The organism is Streptomyces sp. NPDC058877 (assembly GCF_042742855.1).
Lineage (GTDB): Bacteria > Actinomycetota > Actinomycetes > Streptomycetales > Streptomycetaceae > Streptomyces.
Genome location: NZ_JBHYMF010000048.1, coordinates 22719 through 43242 on the forward strand (window position 1 = coordinate 22719; position 20524 = coordinate 43242).

A 20524-nucleotide genomic window follows, 5' to 3' on the forward strand; every position below is an offset into this window, starting at 1 on the left:
TTCGAACGGGACCGCACGGCTACGTACGTAGCCATGAAGGTAGCCACGCTCCCCCCGTTATGTTTTCTGCGGCTCCGCAATGGGGCCGCTGGCCTCCGGGCCCGGCATGACTGTGTCCCCCTGTCGAAGGCATGACCTGGGGGGTGGTGTCACCGGGTCCGGGGGTGTTCGTCGGAGACGCTGATCAGAGGTCCGGCCACCGTCCGGTCCGGCGCAATGCTGGACAGTTCGCGGGCGGCAGGTCTGCATAACGTGGATGCGCGAGCACGACACCCGAGCCGAGGCCGGCACCGTCAACACCCCCTGGGAAGGGGCACGATGTTCGAGATCGAAGACGTGGGCGTGTTCCTGGGCCTGGACGTCGGCAAGAGCAGCCATCACGGTCATGGGCTCACCCCGGGCGGGAAGAAGGTCTTCGACAAGCAGCTGCCCAACAGCGAGCCCAAGCTGCGGGCCGTCTTCGACAAGCTGACCGCGAAGTTCGGCACCGTGCTGGTGATCGTGGACCAGCCCGCCTCCATCGGCGCCCTGCCACTGACCGTCGCCCGCGAAGCGGGCTGCCAGGTCGCCTACCTGCCCGGACTGGCGATGCGCCGGATCGCCGACCTCTACCCCGGCGAGGCCAAGACCGACGCCAAGGACGCCGCCGTCATCGCGGACGCCGCCCGCACCATGCCGCACACCCTGCGCTCGCTGGAGCTGACCGACCAGATCACCGCCGAGCTGACCGTGCTCGTCGGCTTCGACCAGGACCTGGCCGCCGAGGCCACCCGCACCTCCAACCGGATACGCGGCCTGCTCACCCAGTTCCACCCCAGCCTGGAACGCGTCCTGGGCCCGCGCCTGGACCACCAGGCCGTCACCTGGCTGCTGGAGCGCTACGGTTCCCCAGCCGCCCTGCGTAAAGCCGGCCGCCGCAGACTCGTGGAGCTGATCCGTCCAAAGGCCCCGCGCATGGCCACCCGGCTGATCGACGACGTCTTCAACGCGCTCGACGAGCAGACCGTCGTCGTTCCCGGGACCGGCACCCTCGACATCGTCATCCCCTCCCTGGCCGCCTCGCTGGCCGCTGTCCACACCCAGCGCCGGGCGATGGAAGCCCAGATCAACGCCCTGCTGGAGGCACACCCTCTTTCCCCGGTCCTGACGTCGATGCCCGGTGTCGGCGTCAGGACCGCCGCCGTCCTCCTGGTCACCGTCGGCGACGGCACCAGCTTCCCCACCGCCGCCCACCTCGCCTCCTACGCCGGCCTCGCCCCAGCCACGAAGCAGTCCGGGACCTCGATCCATGGCGAACACGCACCCCGAGGCGGCAACCGGCAGCTCAAACGGGCGATGTTTCTCTCCGCCTTCGCCTGCATGAACGCCGACCCGGCCTCCCGCACCTACTACGACAAGCAACGCGCCCGCGGCAAGACCCACACCCAGGCCCTCCTCCGCCTCGCCCGCCAACGCATCAGCGTCCTGTTCGCCATGCTCCGCGACGGCACCTTCTACGAGTCACGCGTTCCCGAAACAGCTACCGTATGACCGGCCTCGGACTTGCGTAGCTGAACCAAACGGCCTCACAGGCAGTCGCATCCTGTGGAGTAGAGCAGCAGGAAGAGGGCCGTCATGGCGGTCACAGTGAAACCGACAGCGGTCAGGGCTGCGAGGCCCCGGCGGCGCCCCTTCGCGGGAGTGCGGAAGGTCTGCCAGGCGCCGTGGGCGAGGAGGATGCTGAGCAGCCCAGCCCCCGCGATGGCGAAGCGCGGGCTGAGGGACCAGCTCAGGTAGGCGATCAGAGCCAGGCAGCCGAGCAGGGCACAGGCAAGCAGGCTGAGGATCACCTCGGCGACGACTTCTCCCAGCGTCTCGACCAGGAAGTCGCCGACGCCTTTCGCTGCCCTGCGGACCCCCATGACGCTCCTCCCTCTTGCGTCGATGGCCCCGAGCGGGGGCCTGGTACGGAGGACCCCCGCCGAGCCGGAATGGTTGCCGGGGTACTCAAGAGTCGCCGACTGCGGCACACGGTCACACCTTGACGAAGGACATAGAGGCACCCCCCAGCCGGCAGAGAGGCTTCGTCCGACTGGGGGAAGGGCAACGACATCGACCCCAGGTCATCGAGCAACCCTGCCAGCCCGTACCGGGCGGAGCGTGCTCCTGATGCGGCCCCTTGCCCCTCTGAAAGTGGACCGGACGTCCATCGCGCCCGGTGGCGCTGGCCCTGGGATTTCACCCGGAGTCCGTCCGGATCATGGGCGGGAACGCGAAAGCGACCTCTGAGCTGCAATACCGGTGAGTTAGCGAGTCCGTGCAGGTCAGGTGGGGTGCTTGGTGACTCTGAGTGTGTAGTGGGCGTTACTGCGAGTGCGGGGCTGGTCGCGTTTTCTGACCTCGAAGGTGTTCTTGGACGGCTTCTTGACGCGCTGGCACTGTCGGTGGCGGCGGGTCGGGAGGAGGGCGGCCAGGAGCTCGGTGATGACCTCGTGGCGTGTGGAGTCCAACACGGTCGCGTCGGCTGCGGCTTGAGCGGCGACGGCCAGCCGGGCGAGTTGCACGGTGACGGTGAAGGAGATCCGGTCGGGATCGGTGCCGCCGTGCTCGGCCGCGCGCGTCTGCGGTGCGCAGTGCCCGGTAGACAGTGAGGAGGGCGTAGATCTCCTGGCAGATCAGCTCGGGTGCCCTGGAGCGCAGGATGAATCCGGCGCCGCGCAGGCGGTTTTTCGGTTCCGCGAACCCGTTTTCGATCTCCCACCGCTGATGGTAGGCCGTCGCCAGCTGGCGGGCCGGGGCCAGCTTGGGATCCAGCAGGCTGGTGACCAGCCGGAACGTCTCGGTGCGGGGCAGGCCGGCCTGTGGGCGGATGGTCACGGTGTACTCGATGATCCGCACCGGGTGTCCTCGGGGAGGCTGCTGCAAGGTGCGTCCGGCCGCGTGGGCCTGACCGTGCCGGACGTTCTCCGCGGGCGTTCTCATGATGGACAGGTAGGAGCCGTCGGACAGCAACGGAGTTCCCTCACGGACAGTCGGATCTTGGTCGACCCTCTGTCCTATCGGGAACTCCGTTGCCGTGTCCCGGCTCCCGCTGACACATCACCAGAAGTGACGGATCACCCAACGTCACCAGGAGGTATTCCCGCCCAAACCCCACACCATCACGTGCCTGACCTGCACGGACTTGCAAACTCACTGGCATTGCTCTGAACTGGGACGATGAACCTTGTCCAGGGCTTCTGCCGGTCCAGACGGAAGTCACTTTCTACGCGCAGGGTGTCGGTTCGCGTCCCAAGCTCCGTGTTTCCGCCGACGGTGCCGGGGTGGTGGGCCACGCCGGGGCCCGGTTGCCGCCTGATCTTGCTGGTAACATCGGGCTGACCAGCGCGTACTCCACTGCGCGCAGGCCGCTTCGGCCACGCGGGATCGGGCATGATCCGGGCCGGATCGCCACCGACCTCGCGGTGATGCTCGCCGACGGAGGCGAGGCGATCACGGAACTGGCCGTGCTGCGGGGCCAGGGCGAGGTGTTCGGCCCGGTCGCCTCCACGCCGACGGCCTGGTGACTGCTGGTCGCCATCGACGAACGGGTACCGGACCGGCTGTGGTCAGCCCGCGCCCGAGCCCGAGAGGTGGCCTGGCCGCAGTCCGCCGACCAGGGCGAGGGCATACCCGCAGCCCAGGCTGGGGGACGTGCACTGCCCGGACTGGTCCTGGACCGCGACGCCACGCTGATCACCTGCCATTCCGAGAAGGATCGAGCCGCACCCACCTACAAGGGCGGCTTCGGCCTCCACCCCCTGCTGTGTTTCCTGGTCAACACGGGCGAGGGCCTGTCCGGGCGCCTTCGGCCCGGCAACGCCGGAGCCAACACGGCCGCGGATCACATCACGGTCCTGGACGACGCTCTCGCCCAGATCCCCGACGCCCACCGGCCCGGCACCGACATCCTCGTCCGCACCGACAGGGCCGGATCCGCGAAAGCCTTCCTCACCCACGTCCGCGACCTGCGAACACGCGTAATCCGCACCTTCTTCTCGGTCGGACACGCGGTCGCCGAGCCGGTCCGGCGCGCGATCCGAGCCATGCCCGAACAGGTCTGGCACCCCGCCCTGGACCAGGACGGCACGCTCCGCGAGTCCGCCGAGGTCGCCGAACTGACCGGAACGGTCGACCTCGCCGGCTACCCGGTCGGCACCCGCATCATCGTCCGCCGCGAATGACCCCACCTCGGAGCACAACTCTCGCTGTTCGACCAGGACGAGGGCCTGCGGCACCAGGTCTTCCTCACCGGCACCCCCATCACCTCCGGCTCGGCCCAGTTCCTGGATCTCCGCGACCGCCAACACGCCACCGTCGAGGACCACATGCGGTGCGCCAAGACCACTGTCTTCGGCCGCTTCCCCTCCCGCCGCTTCCCGGTCAACGCCGCCTGGCTCGAACTCAGCCCCGCCGCGATCGACCTCCTCGCCCGGACCCGCGTCCTCCTCCTGGACGGCGAACTCGCGACCGCCGGACCTAAGAAACTCCGCTACCGGATCCTGCGCGTAGCCGCCCGCCTCACCCGGGGCGGCCGCCGCCTCTACCTTCGGATGTCGGCGACCTGGCCCTGGCGACATGAACTCACGGCCGCATTCCACCGCCTGGCCGCACTACCCCGCCCCGCCGTCCCCCGCCCACCCTCGACTCAAGGACCTTGTACTACAGCCGGAGATCTTGAGGGTCGCTGATCGGTGGGGTCGGCTGGTGGGTGGTCCAGGCTCGTAGGTGTTGCGGGAGGGGGTCGCCGCGGCGCCGGTAGTGGCTGACGGTGGCGCGGGTCTGGTGGCGGCGGCGCCAGAAGTCGCAGGCCAGGACGATTTCGACGGGATGGTGGGGGTTGAGGCGGGTGGCGGCGAGGCAGTGCCAGATGGCGTGGGCCGAGGGCCGCAGGAGTGGTCCGGGGATCAGTCGGTGCTCTCGCTCTCGCCGTTGACCAGGGCTTTTCCCGGGTCTGCCGGGCTCGCGGCCGAGGAGCCGGTTTCAGGTTCGGGATCGGTGAGGACGGCGTGCTGGACGGTGAGGAACGCGGTGGCGAGCATGCAGGCGGTGATGTGCCGGTGCCACGGGGTCCACTTGCGGACCTGGTACTGGTCGAAGCCCACGAGCTGCTTGTTGATCTCGTTGTCTTCCTCGATCCGCCACCGTCCCTCGGCCCGGGTGATGATCTCTGTGAGGGGGGGGTGCCGAGCGGAGCGTGGACCAGGAAGTAGGCGATCTCCCGGTGGAGTTCGCCATCCTTGCCGCGCCGGTTGGGGTGCAGGGACCCGCGCAGGACCAGCCAGTGCGCGAAGCCGCAGGCCGAGGCTTCGCCGGTTACGGCCACGTCGAAGGCGGTGAAGTCGTAGAGGCGCTCGCCCTTCGCGCCGTCGCCCAGGGAACGGCGTTCCCACTGGTCACGGACCTTGGCGTAGTGCAGCAGGTCCTCCGCTCTTTTCACCGCGGGCTGGCGGGGCTTGCCGGGTGGTCCGGCGAGCGGCAGGTCGACGGGGACGGCCAGGACATAGGGAAGGGTCCGGCGGTGACAGAAGCCGCGCAGGCCGGGATCGCGTCCGTAACCGGCGTCCGCCAGGACCCAGCCGAACGGGATGCCGGCGGCGAGCGCGTCCTTCAGCATCGCCACGGCCAGTTCCGGTTTGGTGGCGAAGGCGACGTCGTCGGGGATGCCGGCCTAGCGGCACCGCTCGCGATCTGCGGTCCAGTTCTCGGGCAGGTAGAGGCGGCGGTCGATGAACGCGTGCCCCTTCTCGGCGGCGTAGGTGAGCATGACCATGGTCTGGCAGTTGCGGACATCACCGGTCAGCCCGCAGTGCTGGAAGGCCACCCCGACGGACTTGGTGCCCTTCTTCTGCGCCTGGGTATCGTCGATGACCAGTGACGCCTCCGGTTCACCGAGGTGTTTCACCAGGTAGCTGCGGACCTCGTCCCGTAGCCGGTCGGCATCCCAGACCGAGCCGTTGGGCAGCCACTGCATCCGGTCCGGTGTCACGTGCCCGGCCCGCTCCGCCAGCGTCCACCCGCTCTTCTTCGGCAGCTTCGCCAGCAACCCCTCGACGTACTGCGTGAACACCACCCGCGGCTCGGGTCGATTGAACAAACGTCCCAACGAACCGGTCAGCTCAGACAGTTCCCCGTCCCACCCGGCTATCTGCTCAGCCGTCACATCCGTCATCATGCCCGGTCAACGAGCATGACGGGACACGGTCACAAGATCTCCGGCTGTAGTACTTGGAGAACCCGACCACCGCGTCGGGCCCTCACCATGCCCACCGACCGACACGGCCCCAAACAACCTCGCTCAGCCGCCCAAAAGCCCACGAAAGCCGAAGAGTTATTGATCGGCAGGTCCCTGCTCCGGCATGTGGGGCAAGGTACGACGATGTCCCGGCAGGAAACCCTGCCGGGGCATCGTCCTTTCAGCTGTCGAGCGCCTGGGCTACGGCGCGCGCTTTTCCCAGTTCTCGGGAATGAGCGGCGCCGGCATCAGAAACGCGGCGAACGCGATCTGAGCCACGAACTGCAGAATCAGTGGCTCGGCAATCGAAGCCCCTGCCAGCGGTAGGGCGAAGAAAGCCATGGGGAAAGCCAGTGCGGTCCGGAAGTGGGTGACGGCCATGTTTCTGTGCGCCAGTCCGGCAATGACCGCCAGGAGCAGGGTCGGAATCCCGATGACCGCCAGCATGCCGAAGCCGGCCGACATGATCTCGGCGAACGAGTCAGGCCAGGGGACGGCGGCGGCGATCACGACCCACGTCACGGTGTGCAGGAGCACGTACGTCAAGACGCATCGCCCGACTCTCCCCAGCACCCGGACCATGCCAGGACCGTCCCTTCTCTCCTCTCGCATCAACACCCCTTGACGCATGTTCCGTCCGTCCATGTCTTGTCGATCTTCTTGCCCCAAAAGGGTGCCGAATCCAATCCTCGTGGACTTGCCATTCCGTCCGTGGCGATCACGCGTGGTCCCTGATTGGCACGGTACTGCACCACTTCCATATCTGGATAGGCATCGCCCTTTCGGCTCACACTGACAGAGGTTCGCGTGGCCTGGATCTTGATGTCGTTGTCGACGGACCAGAAGTTGATGAGGCTGTTAACGGCGTGCACTCCCAGGTCCAGCTGCTCCGGGGTCGTTTTGTGCCCGAGGTTTTCGTAGTTCAGTACGCTGTCCCCACCCCAGGTGTCGCCGGGCCAGCCACCGACCTTCAGTGGGTTGGCGGGGATCATCTTTCCCGGCTTTGCGGGAGTCCGAGCCCAGCCGGTGAGTCCCATCCCGTTACCCACGTGTTCCTTTCTAGGAGGGGTATTGGATGCGGTGATGGTGAAGCTGCATTCGCCCGACTCGGTGTTCCAGAAAAGCGACATGCGATACGGCGCATGGGGATCGAGCGATGCCTCACGGTCGTCACCCAGCAGCATCCCCATAGCCGCCTCCCGCGTATGAATGTAGAACGTGAGGCGGATGATTCCCCGGTTGGGACCCTTTCCGACATTGAACTTCTTCCGGACCGATCCGGTCGGCTGAGTCCCCCAGCCGGCATCCGTGGCTTCAGCGACCTTGTCGTCGACCGGCGGATCCGGGTCCTTGGGCTTGTCGTCCGTCACGGGCATTCCGCCCTTGCACTCGATCAGGCCCTCCCAGCACTCCATCAGCATGCGCCCAGTCGGGTCGCCATTGGTGGCGGGATTGTTGTTGCCGTAGGTGTAGCCCTGCGACTGCTGTGGATCGTTCAGGTCGATCTCGGGGTCGACGCTGATGAAACGGCCGGTGCTCGGGTCGTACTCGCGCGCGCCCAGGTGGACGAGCAGCGTGACCTCATCGTTGGTCCCGCCGACGAACCCCTTGCCGCCGGTCCAGTCGGTGGGCTGGGTGCCACGGGCCGCTCCGAAGGGAGAGGTCTTGCGCCGGGTGACGCTCTGGGTGGCGTCGGCGGTCACCTGCGTGGTGCCGGTGCCGTGGTGGTCACCGAAGGAGAAGGTGAGCTTCGTGCCGGTTCGGAAGGCCACGGTCCGGCCGTCGGCCGTGTACGAGCGGGTTCCGGTGACGGTGCCGCTCTTGCTCAGGTGCAGCTCGGTGCCGTACGAGAGGTAGAGCGTCGTACCTGTGGCCTCGCGCGCGATGACGCGCTGCCCGTCGGTGTCGTACAGGTAGGCGGCCTTCTCGATCGTGCCCTCCCTCACCGACGCGAGGTGCCCCTCGTCGTTCCAGTCGAAGGTCTCCGTCGCGGCGGTGCCGAGCTTGCGGGTGTGTGTGTTTCCCGATTCGTCATAGGTGAAGACCACTTCGTGACTGTTGGTGCCGGTCTGCGTGACCTTGGGCAGGTCGTGCTTGCCCGTCGTCGGAGCGGAGTAGGTGCGCAGGGTGTTCGCACCCGTGCCCGTACCCACGTCTGTGCTGTGCTGGGTCTCGGTCTTGCGGTTGCCGACGGCGTCGTACGTGTAGGAGGTCCAGTACGGGTCCTCTCCACCGACCACGGAGTCCGAGGGTGCGGAGGAGCACGCCGCGTTCTTGTCGGTCCATGCCTCGGTCAGGCGGCGCAGGGCGTCCAGGTCGAAGCACTGGGTGTCCGTCGTACGAGCGGCGTCCTGGCCGTACGAGGTGGCGATGGACGTCACGTTGCCGGCCGGGTCGTACGTGTAGTGTGCGTCCTCGATGCGCTGTGGTGCGAGCTCGCGGTCCAGGTAGCTGTCTGTCAGCGCGCCGGTGTGGTCGTCGTACGTGTGCGCGTTCGTCACAGTCCGGCCGAATTCACCGAACTTCCGGATGATCTGGCGGCCGTAGTGATCGTAGGTGGTCGCGTTGACCAGCGGGTCGGTACCGGCGCCCACCGTATTGAGCAGACCTGTGACGGGGGTGTAGGTGTTGGCGACCTTCTCCGACGGCAGTCCGCCGATGGCGGGATGCTGTGTCCACATCGGCTGGCCGGTGTTGAGGTTGTAGCTGGTGATCCACTTGTACGTGCCGGCCAGCGCGCCTTCGGAGGCCGGGATGGTGGTCTGGGTGACCACCGGCTGGTAGACGCTGTTGTAGAAGGTGACCGCCGACTCGTAGGCGTTGCCGTCCACGTAGCGGATGGACTTGGACACCTGCCCCTTGGCGACGGTGTCGTACTCCCATGTGGCGAGGGTCGTCGTGCCCTTCTTCAGGGAGGTCCGACGACCCAGTTCGTCGAAGTCGGTGTGCAGTGCCACGCCACGTGCGTCGAGCACGTCCGTGATTCGGTCGCCGTTGTCAAAGGTGCTCTTGACGAGCCCCTTGTCCGGATCGAGTGTTTCGACCTGACGGCCGCGGACGTCGTACGTGTACGTCCACTTGGCGCCGGACGGGTCGATGACCTCGGCCAGTCTCCCGAGCTTGTTGTATACGTGCTTGGTGATCTGCGCTGTTGTCCGTGCCGCATCCGTGTACTGCCGCACCTCGGTCGTACGGCCGAGAGCATCGACGACTGTGGTGCTGGCGATGCCACCGAGGGGCGGAATCAGAGTGGTCGTGTCACCGGTGTGGACGGTGGTGCTGCGCTTCGTCTCATCGCCGAACCTCTTGGCGATGACGGCGGTGACGCGTCCCGCGCCGTCGAACTCGGTGTCGGTGGACGCCGGGTACTTCAGCTCCTGACCGGTGATCAGTACGGGCTCGGGCGCTCCGGTGGCGAAATAGGTGCCGGAGCTGCGCCAGACCCGGCCGTGGGTGTCGTAGAAAGACTCGCTGACCAGGCGGCCGGCGCGGTCCGGGGACTCCTTCTGGGTCTGTCTGTCACGCAGCAAGCCGTCGTGGAAGGAGTAGGAGACGGTGTACTGGGAGTCATGCGTCAGGGACTTCGTGGTCACGACGACAGGGCCGTCATTGCGCACGAGGTACTCGAACACCATGTTGGGCGAGTCGGGGTAGGTGAGGGCCGAGCGGGTCGGCTTCCAGACCTTGACGAGGCGGCCGAGAGCGTCGTACGCCGTGGTGCTGATCTTGCCGTTGGCGTCGGCGACCTGGGTGGGCTGTCCGCGCAACGGCTCCAACGTGGTGGTGACTGTGTGGCCCTTGGGGTTGGTGACCACGGTCTGCGTCGGTACCTCGCCGGTGGGCGGTGTGTACGCCGTGCGGGTCACCTTTCCGTAGGCGTCGCTGATGCTCAGTGCGCGGCCGTAGATGTCGAAGTCCGCTACGGGAGTGGACGAGACGGTGGAGTATCCGGTGCCCGAGCCGTTGATCTTCTCTTTCTTTGTGACCAGACCCCTGGTGGGCGCCGCGTCGAACGCGCCTCCGTCGTAGTACGAGCGGATGTCGTCGATGACGTCACCGGGGCGGGACACCGTGTCACCGCAGGGGACGGCCACTACCTCGACCCGGCTGACCCTGTCGACGATGGAACCGGTGCCACGGGCGTAGTTGGTCGTGGTGCATCTCTCGTCACCGTTCTTGGCGGTGTCACCGGTTTCGGAAATCTGGTCGACCATGCCGTAGCTGTCGAAGCGGCGGGTTGTCTCGGTCGTGCGTGTACCACCCGTGACCGTGGTGCGTGTCGACTCCTTTTCCGTGCCGGTCTTGTACGAGACGAGGTCGGGCAGACCGGTGCGTGTACGCGTGTTGCCTGCGGCCGAGCGCCATGGGGTGTACGAGGTGGCGGAGACGAGCTTGTTCGTGTCGTCGCCGTTGTAGGTGATGCTCTCCCGGACCATGCCGGCGAACTGCACGCGGTCGGTGACCGATATACCGGCCGAGTCCTTCACAGCGGCGCCGTCGATCCCACGGAAGAAGCGCTTCTCCTGCAGAGTCCTCCCGTCTTCCGCGGCGCCGCTGCGGGTCTGGATCCGCTCGTAGCCACGGGCTACGGAGTGAACTCGGTTCTCCGCCTTGGTGAACTCGTCGGTGTTTTTGGCCCAGGCGGCGCCGCCGAGGTAGGTGTACGTGGTGACCTTGTCAGGGGACTCGGCGAGGTTGTCGCCTTCGACGACCTGGGTGACGACGTATTTGTTGAACCAGTCCTGCTTGGCGGTTTCGCCCTCGTAAGCCCATTTCACCGGGTAGCAGAGGGTGGTGTTGGTGCCGTCGGCGGGTGGCAGGGTGGTGGCGGTGCAGTCGGGCTGGGAGTAGGTGATGCCGATGGTGCCTCCGGCTTCTGTGGTGATCTGGTAGAGGCGGAGGCGGATGAAGGGCGCGAGTCCGTCGCCGAGTCCGTCCACTCGGTTGGCTCTCTGTTCACCTGCGAAGGTGACCGGAGGAAGGGTCGCGGTGCCGTTGGCATTCCCGGTGCGCTGGATGGACTTCAGCCACATGGGGGTGGAGATGCCGTCGCCGGAGGCGGGGAAGTCCTGGGCGAGGGTCCATGTGTCGACGTCCTTGTATGCGCCGCCGGTGAGGACTTTGGTGCTGATGGTGGTCAGGCGTTTACGGGTCCAGAAGGTGGGTGAGTACTTGTCCTTGCACTCGGTGGAGCCGTCCTTGCAGTACAGGTCGTACGGGACGTCCGGCCAGTTGGTGGCGTTGGTCTCGTCGAAGGTGCCGCAGTTGGTGAGGCAGCGTTCGGTCACGCCGAAGTGGACCTGGCCCATGGCTTTGCCGGTGTAGACGGTGTCGGAGCGCAGGCCGTAGTCGATGTGGTCGAGCCAGCCACCCCGGACGTACGGGGTTACCGTGGCCTTCCCGGTGGTTTCCGAGACGTTGCGGCCGTAGTTGTTCTTCTCGGTGTTCCAGTAGTAGGCCATGGCGTTGCCGGTGGGGCTGACGACGTAGTCGAGCTGCCAGCGCCATGCCTGCTGGCACCAGGCGCTGGCGAAGCTCGCGTTGTAGCAGGGCTCGCCGGACTGGTTGCCGAAGACCGGTACGGTCCAAGCGGAGTTGGTGACCGGGTCGTCGGCGGCGGTGCCGTTGTCCTTCCAGCCTGGCAGGCGGTTCAAGCCGAAGAAGTACTGAGTGCCGTCGGTCGTGGTGACCTTCCAGTGCTCACCCTCACCGTCGACGCCCGCCGTGCCCTTGTCACCGTTGACAGCACCGGACAGCTTCTCGACCTTCTCGCCGGAGTCGCTCTCGGGTACCCAGCCCTTGTCCTTCTCATAGACAAGTTCGGTGTTCTTGCCGCCGAGGGAGAGCGTGGCGTTGTCGTTGTACCAGCACAGGTCGCCGACCTTGGTCGTGTTGGTGCCGCCAGTCTTGTCGTCGTTGCACGACTTGTACTTGCGCTCGATGAACCCCGGCTCCCAGTTCCAGCCGTCACCGATCCACGAGGCCTGGTTGTTCGACGCGGCGGTACGTCCGTCCACCGCCTGGGAGTTGTAGCCGAGCGAGATCTGCGGTTCCAAACCGCCGGGAACCGTCGGCACACCGATCGGATGCGACCAGGTGAAGGCGCCGGTCGAACCACCGGCACTCCAGGAGCCGGAGGCTTGCAGGCCTGTGGCCTTGTAGTCACCCGTCGCGCCGCCCGCCTCGGCGGTCGCCGCCAGCACCATGCCGGCGGGAACCGCCTGAGTCTGGGCGGACAGCTTCCCGGAGCTGATGTCGTTCGTCGTCCGAATCGGCTTCTGGATCCGGCACTTCGGGTCGTGCGGCGTGGTCAGGACGCAGACCGGCATCTCCACCAGACGCAGTCGTGCGGCCCAATCGCCGCCGTACGCGCCCCGGAAGGACGAGTAGTCCACGTCGACCCGAGCAGGTGCCATGTCCTGTCCGCCGTCTGTACGGGCGACGGAGATCAGCATGCCCTCGACTCCCGCCTTGCGGGCGGTGTCACGGGCGGCGACGGACACCTTCACCGTGGCTGGAGCCTGGTTCTTCGGTGCGCCGGCACCAGCCTTGCGGGACAACGGAGTTCCTGCCGTCACCGAGACCGGAAGGGAACCCGCCCGCCCACCCGTGGCGAGCGACACCTCTGCGGCGCCGGGACGGGGCCAGTTTACGTTCGGGGCCTTCTTCAGCCAGGAGTTGGCGGCTGCCGCGTCCGGTCGCCGCGTCCCACCCACCGCAACTCTCATGACCTCAACAGCCTCTGGCTGTTTTACCACGTGACGCCGTGCCTCGCCATTGGCTCCTGCGGCAACCGCTGAACTGGGCAACACCCCAGCCAGCACCGCGGCGGCCAAGAGCGTCGGTAGGCCACGCATACTGAAACGTCTCATTGATCCCCCCTCAATAAACCTTGAATAAGGCCAGCAAAGGCTAGCAGGGTCCATTTTGGACTAGAATGGACATTAAAGATGATCTTGATGGTGGATAGTCCATGTCGGAGTCTTCGAATTTAGTTGGGGTACGCCTCTCGCCGGCTCCGCCGAGTGATTGCGCGGCGTGATTCGAGGTGTTGGTCGGCTCGGTGTCTGCAGTCGAAGGCGTTGCGGACTTCGAGCCTGATGAGGCGGTTGTTGCCCTCGAGGCGGCGTTGGTGATGTCAGTGGTCAGGTAGGCCTTGATGTCGTCCCACCGCTGCTCGAAGGCCTCGGCTAGTAAGAGTAGTTCGGGCGGGTGGGCATGGTTGGTGACGTGGGCGAGGGGGTGGCGGCCGGCGGCGGAGATCACTCCTCGTGGAACTGCCGTCGTTCGGCGGTCAGACCGTCCCCTTGTGGGTGCCGCATGCCCCGTTGGTGCCGCATGCCCTGCTGATGCTGCAGTGGGTGACCAGTCGTCAGCCCCTACGGCACCACGAGTTCAACCTCAGTAGCAAGCGACCATCCGCCTTTTGTTGGTGAAGATAAATCAAAAGCTGATCTTGATTGATGAATCAGACATGAACGCCGAGATTGCCGCAAAGTGGCAGGTGGGGGGTGGGGGTGGGGGGTACTTTGGATCGCGGATAAAGTCTCGATCATCATCGAATATTGAGAGGTTTACGTGACGCATCCAAGAACACCCGAAGCCCGGCGGGCGAGACGCCGAATGGTCGGCGCGATATCACTCGCGACAGCAACCGGAATATTTGCTTCCGGATTTCTTCTGCCCGCCACCGCGTTGGCCGCCGTTTCCTCTGTCGCGGATGGCGCCGTCACTGCCGATCCGGTTGCGGAAGGGTCCAAGAGCGAGGAGGAGTTCGCGCTTGAGCAGGCAGTGGCCACGGGGCAGCCCTATGAGCTCGTTTCGGCTCGTACGGAGTCGACGGATACCTGGGCGCAGCCCGACGGTTCGTGGTCGGTGAAGCGGTACGGCACTCCGGTGCGTCTGCTGCGGGCGGGGGCCTGGATTCCGACCGACGCCAGCCTCGTGTTCACGACCGCCGGAACGGTCGTTCCCAAGGCGTCCACGGTCGACGTGACCTTCTCCGGAGGAGGCACCGGACCGCTGCTCACCGGCGTGAAGGACGGTCGTACGCTCTCGCTGACCTGGCCGATGGCGCTGCCCACGCCGACGCTGGCCGAGAATGTCGCTACCTACGTCGAGGTCCTGCCTGGCGTGGACCTTCAGCTGAAGGCCGAGATAGAGGGCTTCTCGCAGCTGCTCGTCGTCAAGACGGCCGAAGCGGCGAAGAACCCTGAACTCGCCTCGCTCAAGTACAAGCTGAACACGGTCGGTCTCGACGTCTCCACGGACGCCGAGACGGGCAGCGTCAGCGCCGTGAACCCGGCGGGGCAGACGGTGTTCACCAGCCCCTCGCCACTAATGTGGGACTCGACCACCACGAGCAGCGGTGCGGCCTCCATGGGCATAAGCGCTTATGGCGCCTCTACGGTGACGGAGGAGGAGCCCCCCGCCCCGGCGGACGTCTTCGACCCCGCGCCTGGTGCGCAGGACGCGCAGATGCCGACCACGGTCTCCGGAGACGTTCTGGAGATCAAGCCAGACCAGGCACTGCTCACCGGCGCCGACACCCAGTATCCGGTCTATATCGATCCGTCGTGGGCGTGGGGCGAGAAGCAGAACTGGACCCGGGTCTACAAGCAGTACCCGAACACGTCGTACTGGAACACCAAGGACCCCGTCCGGGTCGGCTACGAGGCCCAGACGGGCGGCTCGAACCGGATCTCACGGTCCTTCGTCCAGCTCGACACCAGCGACACCCGGGGCGCCCAGGTCAAGTCCTCGGTCTTCCGGATTCGCAACACCTGGTCCTGGTCCTGCCAACACCGCCCAGTGCAGCTGTGGCACACCACCGGCATCACGAAGCAAACCACCTGGAACCGGCAGCCGTCGAAGATCGGCGCTTCTCCCCTCGACACGGTGAACGACGCCAAGGGCTGGAGCAACAGCGAGGACTGCGCCGCCGGCAACCTGGAGTTCGACACCACCGCCAAGATGCGCGATGCCGCCTTGAAGGGCTGGTCGAGCATCACCCTCGGCCTCTACGCCTCCGACGAGACCGACACTTTCGGCTGGAAGAAGTTCGACCCCAAGACCGCGATCTTGGAGACGACATACAACAACCCGCCGAAGAAGCCGAGTGACCTGGGCACCAACCCGCGCACGAGCTGCACCGCAGGCGGGCTGATCGGTAACACCCGGGTCAGCCTCTACGCGAAGATCGACGACGAGGATGCCGGAAACCTCACCGCCGAGTTCCAGCTGATCAAGGCGGACGGCACCTCGAAGACGAGGTCGCTGCCCGCGAACAAGGGCAAGATCAGCACATGGGTCGTCCCGGACGCGGATCTGCCGTCCGGCAACTGGACGTGGCGGGTGCGCGCCAAGGACCAGGACAACGCCTACTCTCCCTGGTCGACCACCTGCAAGTTCACCATCGACCGCACCCGGCCGAGCAAGCCGCCGGTGATCATCTCGGTGAACAACCAGTATCCACCCGGTGACAGCGGGTGGCCTGCGGTGACCGGCAAGGCGCGTGACGTGGGCAAGTTCACCTTCTCCGCCAACGAGGTGCCGGACATCGACCACTACGTCTGGTGGACCGACTACAACCCGGACCCCAACGACGCCGCGCCCGGTGTCCCGGCCTCGGTGAGCCCGCCCGGCTACGGACCGCACTTCGTCTACGCCTACAGCGTCGACAAGGCCGGCAACCGCTCCGACGCCGCCACCTACCTGTACTACGCCAGTCGCTCGCAGCAGCGTGACGGCCCGACCGACCTCAACGGCGACACCCACAGCGACATCTGGAGCATCGACTCCAACGGCACACTTCTCACCTACGCCGGCCAGGGCAACTCCACCTTCTCCGCCGCCACCAACGGCGGCGGCAAGCACTTCACCGACGCCGACGTCGACTCACGGGGAGACTGGGGCCAGGACGGCTACAACGACCTGGTCGCCCTCGAGTACGACGACATCGAGAAGAAGAAGCGCCTGTGGACCTACCCCAACAACGGCAGAGGGGTCATCAGCGACAACTACACCGAACTGACCGTCTCCTGCCCGGTGGTCAACGAGGAACTCGGCTGCTTCGGTGACGACACGTGGACAGGTGACGACCACTGGCACAACGCCGAGCAGATCATCACGCCAGGTGACCTCAACGGTGACACCGCGCCCGATCTGCTTGTCAAGCAGGGCACGTTCCTGTGGGCCTACTATGGCAACCGCGCCGGATACAACCTCGACGTCCGCGAGCCGGTCCTCGTCGGCGGCGGCGACTGGAACAAGTTCACCGTGATCGCGCCCGGCGACGTCAACGGGGACGGCATCGCCGACCTGTGGCTGCGTGAGGACGCCACGGGCGACATCTGGCGCTCCTACGGCAAGAAGGGCTCCAACGGCTACCTGGACCCGACCACCTGGGGTGACACTTCCGCCCGCGTGAAGATCGCGGTCGGATACCAGGCGTCCGCGTACCCCGCCATCGGGTCCGTTGGCGACGTGACGGGCGACGGCCTGGCAGACCTGTGGGCCCGCAAGACCGACAACACGATGCTCGGCTGGTACGGCAAGATCCCTGGCGCGGACAATCGGTCCTTCGGCGCCTCCTTCACCATCGACGGCATCACCGGCGGCGCCCGTATCCCCAGCGGCACCACACTGGAGGCCGGCCAGTCGCTGACCTCCCGCTCGGCCAAACTGACGATGCAGGACGACGGCAACCTGGTCATCACCTCCAACGCCGGCAACGCCCTGTGGTCCTCCAAAACAACCGGCAACGTGGGCGCCAAGGCCGTCATGCGCGGTGACGGCAACCTCGTCGTCTACAAGGCTGACGGCGTCACCATAGCCTGGCAGTCGGGGACAACTGCCGCAGAGGGATACGCCCTGCTCCAAGACAAGGGCAACCTCGTCATCTACAACGCCAAGAGCCAGTCCCAGTGGTCCAGCGGCACCGCGGTCCGACACGACTACAACAACGACGGCCGCAGCGACATGGCCGACTGGTACGACTACGGCGACGGCAGCGACAAACTCCACACCTTCACCACCAACTCCGACGGCACCTTCAAGGCACCCATCCACGCCTGGGAGACCGCCGCCGGCAACTACTGGGCCGAGAACATGAAGCACACCACCGGTGACTTCAACGGCGACGGCATCGGCGACATCGCGGCCTTCTACGGCTACGAGGACGGCCACATGAACTTGCGCACGTGGCTCGGCAAGGGTGACGGCAACTTCGCCGCACCCTTCGTCTCCTGGAACGTCCCAGCCGGGCACTGGAACTTTGATGCCATCCGGGTGCAGTCCGGTGACTTCAACGGCGACGGCCGCGACGACATCGCCACCTGGTACGCCTACGGCGACGGCAGTGACAAACTCTTCACCTTCATCGCCAACGTCAAGGGTGGCTTCAACTACCCCTTCTCCTCCTTCTACCGAGCCGACGGCTGGTATGTGCAGAACATGAAGTTCGTCACCGGCGACTACAATGCAGACGGCCGCGACGACCTCGGGGTCTTCTACGGCTACAGCAACGGTGACAGCAGACTGTTCACCTTCACCACCAAACCCAATGGCAGCTTCAACGAACCCCTCGCTGGCTGGTTCAGCACAGCCTGGGGCAGTTTCGAACGTACTTCCGTGCACTCTGGTGACTTCAATGGCGACGGCCGCGACGACATCGTCACCTGGTACGACTACGGTGACGGCCATGACGCCATGATCAGCTTCAACCCCAGCGGCACTGACGGCAAGTTCGGCAACCGCAAGGAAATCTGGAGCATCGAAGCCGGCCACTTCTGGAGGGAGAACCTGAAGATCGTCACCGGTGACTTCAATGGCGATGGTCGTGACGACATCGGCGGCATGTACGGCTTCGAAGACGGCCGAGTCAGGACGCTCACCTGGATCGCCAAGACCGACGGTACTCTCAACTCCCACGCTGGCGGCTGGGAGACCCCCGCCGGAAACTGGTCCTTCGACCGCGTCCACATGATCGAGCGCTACAGCCCCGCCTAACCAACCCCAACCAGGCAGCACACGCGGCAGGGTCGGCAAGCAGCACCGTCTGCCGGCCCTGCATCAGCATCGGCACCTACCAAGTCGCCAGAAAGGCCGGCTTGATCTGAGTCACAGCCAGAACGGCACGAGGGGCCTCGCGGCGCCGAACCTCCTCGAAGGCCTCGGCCGACCACGGCCGCCAGTCGACCGGGCTGCCGAGATGCGGAGAGGTCTCGTGGGCCTACTGCGTGATCAGGTGTCCCCCAACCCCGCAGCAGCCCCTCCGGCGAATCAACCGAAAGTTTGATTGTGGAGCCATCCGTGGCGCGATGCCCGCGGCGGCCTTCGCGGACCACTCTGGTCAGCATGTTCGTGGCATGGAGAGACCTGAGATTCGCCAAGGGGCGTTTCACCCTCATGGGCACGGTGATCGTGCTGATCACCCTGCTCGTGGGATTGCTGTCCGGGCTGACCGCCGGCCTCGCGCGAGAGAACGTCTCCGCGATCACCGGCCTGCCCGCCGACCGGCTGGCCTTCGCGGCGCCGCCGTCCGGTCAGTCGGTCTCCTTCACCAATTCGACGGTGACGGAGGACCAGTGGCGCGGGTGGTCGGAGCGGCCCGGGGTGACGGAGGCCGAGCCGCTCGGAATCCGCACCGTCAACGCAGTCGCCGGGGACCGCACCGCGGCGGTCTCCGCCTTCGGGGCGGAGCCGGACGCCGGGCTCGCCCCGGGAGCCGTCGGCGCGGGGAAGGCGGTCCTGTCCGAGTCGGCCGCGGAGGAGCTGGGGGTCACCACCGGCGGTACCGTCCGTCTCGGTCCGCTGGAGGTCACCGTCACCGCGGTCTCCGGTGACGCCTCGTACAGCCACACCCCCGTGGTGTGGACCTCGCTCGACGACTGGCAGGAGCTCGGTCGCAGCGGCACCGCCTCCCGGGGGGAGGCCACCGTCATCGCGCTGAGCGGCGAGGACGTCGACTGGGCGGCCGGTGACGAAGCGCTCGGTACCGAGGCCCGGACCTCCGACGACGCCCTCACGGCCATAGGGTCCTACCAGGCCGAGAACGGCTCGCTCCAGCTCATGCGCGGCTTCCTCTTCGCGATCTCCGCGCTCGTCATAGGAGCCTTCTTCACCGTCTGGACCATCCAGCGCAGCGGTGACGTCGCCGTCCTGAAGGCGCTGGGCGCCTCCACCCCGTACCTCCTCAAGGACGCCCTGGGACAGGCCGTCCTCATGCTCGGCGCCGGCACCCTGCTCGGCACCGTGCTCGCGGTCGGCATCGGAGCCCTGGTCAGCGGTGGGAACGTGCCCTTCGTCCTGGAACCGCTCACCGTCCTCGGTCCCGCCGCCGTGATCATCGTCCTCGGTGTCCTGGGCGCCGCACTGTCCATCCGGCGGATCACCGCCGTCGACCCCCTCACCGCCCTCGGGAGCGCCCGATGAGCCTCGTCCTCGACGCCGTCACCCTCACCTACCCCGACGGCGACGGCCGGCTCACCGCCCTCGACGCCGTCTCCCTCACCGTCCCCGCCGGTACGCTCACGGCCGTCGTCGGCCCGTCCGGTTCCGGAAAGTCCAGCCTCCTGGCGGTGGCCGCCACCCTGGTGACCCCGGACGAGGGGCGGGTGGTCGTCGCCGGTACGGACACCGGGTCCCTCACCCCTGCGGCCAAGGCGGAGCTGCGGCGCGAACACATCGGGATCGTCTTCCAGCAGCCCAATCTGCTGCCCTCGTTGAGCGCGGCGGAACAGCTCCAGGTGATGGCCCACCTGTCCGGCCGCTCGCCCAAGGCCGCCCGCGGCCGGGCGGAAGAGCTCCTCGCCGCGGTGGGACTCGCGGACCAGGCCCACCGACGGCCGCACCAACTGTCGGGCGGGCAGCGTCAGCGCGTGAACATCGCGAGGGCGATGATGAACGAACCGTCCGTGCTCCTGGTCGACGAGCCGACGAGTGCGCTCGACCACGAGCGGGGGGCGGCCGTCATGGAACTGCTCGCCACGCTGACGGTCGAGCGGGGAACGGCGACGGTCCTCGTCACCCACGACCGCACGCACACGGCCCGTACGGACCACACGGTGACGGTCCAGGACGGCCGACTGACGGAGTCGGTACGGACCTGAGCCGTGCGCGCGGGACGGCCCGCGCCCCGACGGGCCCGCCCTCCTCGGGCGGTCCATCGACGGTGGGCACGTCCCCGGGCGGGGACGTGCCCACCCGCGGGTCGCCCGCCCCGGTCGACCCGGCGTGTCCCCACCGTCCCGGTGGTGCCGCGCGGGGTGC

9 protein-coding genes and 4 pseudogenes are annotated in these 20524 nt (G+C 66.8%); 5 read left to right on the top strand and 8 right to left on the bottom strand.

Annotated features, from left to right (window positions below; genetic code table 11):
• The first annotated feature begins 318 nt into the window (after nucleotides 1-318).
• A complete protein-coding gene (locus ACFW2Y_RS14245; RefSeq protein ID WP_384877731.1) occupies nucleotides 319-1530 on the top strand; it encodes an IS110 family transposase in 1212 nt (403 codons plus the stop codon).
• Between the two features lie 35 nt (nucleotides 1531-1565).
• Here the strand turns inward: ACFW2Y_RS14245 and ACFW2Y_RS14250 are convergent, their stop codons facing one another.
• The 3 genes and pseudogenes from ACFW2Y_RS14250 to ACFW2Y_RS14260 form a co-directional block, all read right to left on the bottom strand.
• Nucleotides 1566-1901, bottom strand: coding sequence for a lysine transporter LysE (locus tag ACFW2Y_RS14250; RefSeq protein ID WP_384877734.1), 336 nt, complete (start codon nucleotides 1899-1901; stop codon nucleotides 1566-1568).
• A 402-nt stretch (nucleotides 1902-2303) separates the two neighbouring features.
• Entirely contained in the window at nucleotides 2304-2543 is a 240-nt protein-coding gene (locus ACFW2Y_RS14255) for a hypothetical protein (protein WP_384877757.1), read from the bottom strand.
• 91 nt (nucleotides 2544-2634) lie between these two features.
• Nucleotides 2635-2961, bottom strand: a pseudogene (locus tag ACFW2Y_RS14260) (transposase); the annotation flags it as partial.
• Nucleotides 2962-3218: 257 nt separating this feature from the next.
• On the opposite strand from ACFW2Y_RS14260, the pseudogene ACFW2Y_RS14265 reads away from it, so the two are divergent.
• A pseudogene (locus ACFW2Y_RS14265) lies at nucleotides 3219-4709 on the top strand (IS1380 family transposase).
• Nucleotides 4710-4925: 216 nt separating this feature from the next.
• Here ACFW2Y_RS14265 and ACFW2Y_RS14270 read toward each other — a convergent pair.
• The 4 genes and pseudogenes from ACFW2Y_RS14270 to ACFW2Y_RS14285 form a co-directional block, all read right to left on the bottom strand.
• Nucleotides 4926-5123 (bottom strand): hypothetical protein, encoded by a 198-nt coding sequence (locus ACFW2Y_RS14270; RefSeq protein ID WP_384877760.1) that lies wholly within the window; start codon nucleotides 5121-5123, stop codon nucleotides 4926-4928.
• A 338-nt stretch (nucleotides 5124-5461) separates the two neighbouring features.
• A pseudogene (locus ACFW2Y_RS14275) lies at nucleotides 5462-6193 on the bottom strand (IS701 family transposase); the annotation flags it as partial.
• 261 nt (nucleotides 6194-6454) lie between these two features.
• The gene (locus ACFW2Y_RS14280; RefSeq protein ID WP_384877737.1) at nucleotides 6455-6799 is read right to left on the bottom strand and encodes a hypothetical protein; all 345 of its coding nucleotides are present in this window, start codon (nucleotides 6797-6799) and stop codon (nucleotides 6455-6457) included.
• 65 nt (nucleotides 6800-6864) lie between these two features.
• Nucleotides 6865-10689 (bottom strand): RHS repeat domain-containing protein, encoded by a 3825-nt coding sequence (locus ACFW2Y_RS14285; RefSeq protein ID WP_384877754.1) that lies wholly within the window; start codon nucleotides 10687-10689, stop codon nucleotides 6865-6867.
• A gap of 3355 nt (nucleotides 10690-14044) precedes the next feature.
• Here ACFW2Y_RS14285 and ACFW2Y_RS14290 point away from each other — a divergent pair.
• Nucleotides 14045-18262 (top strand): FG-GAP-like repeat-containing protein, encoded by a 4218-nt coding sequence (locus tag ACFW2Y_RS14290; protein ID WP_384877740.1) that lies wholly within the window; start codon nucleotides 14045-14047, stop codon nucleotides 18260-18262.
• A gap of 130 nt (nucleotides 18263-18392) precedes the next feature.
• Here the strand turns inward: ACFW2Y_RS14290 and ACFW2Y_RS14295 are convergent.
• A pseudogene (locus tag ACFW2Y_RS14295) lies at nucleotides 18393-18485 on the bottom strand (thymidylate kinase); the annotation flags it as partial.
• 125 nt (nucleotides 18486-18610) lie between these two features.
• Here ACFW2Y_RS14295 and ACFW2Y_RS14300 point away from each other — a divergent pair.
• A complete protein-coding gene (locus tag ACFW2Y_RS14300) occupies nucleotides 18611-19687 on the top strand; it encodes an ABC transporter permease (protein WP_384877742.1) in 1077 nt (358 codons plus the stop codon).
• Nucleotides 19684-20364: an ABC transporter ATP-binding protein gene (locus ACFW2Y_RS14305; protein WP_384877745.1), complete on the top strand. Its 681-nt coding sequence runs from the start codon at nucleotides 19684-19686 to the stop codon at nucleotides 20362-20364. Before ACFW2Y_RS14300 ends, ACFW2Y_RS14305 begins: the two co-directional genes overlap by 4 nt.
• Nucleotides 20365-20524 lie beyond the last annotated feature (160 nt).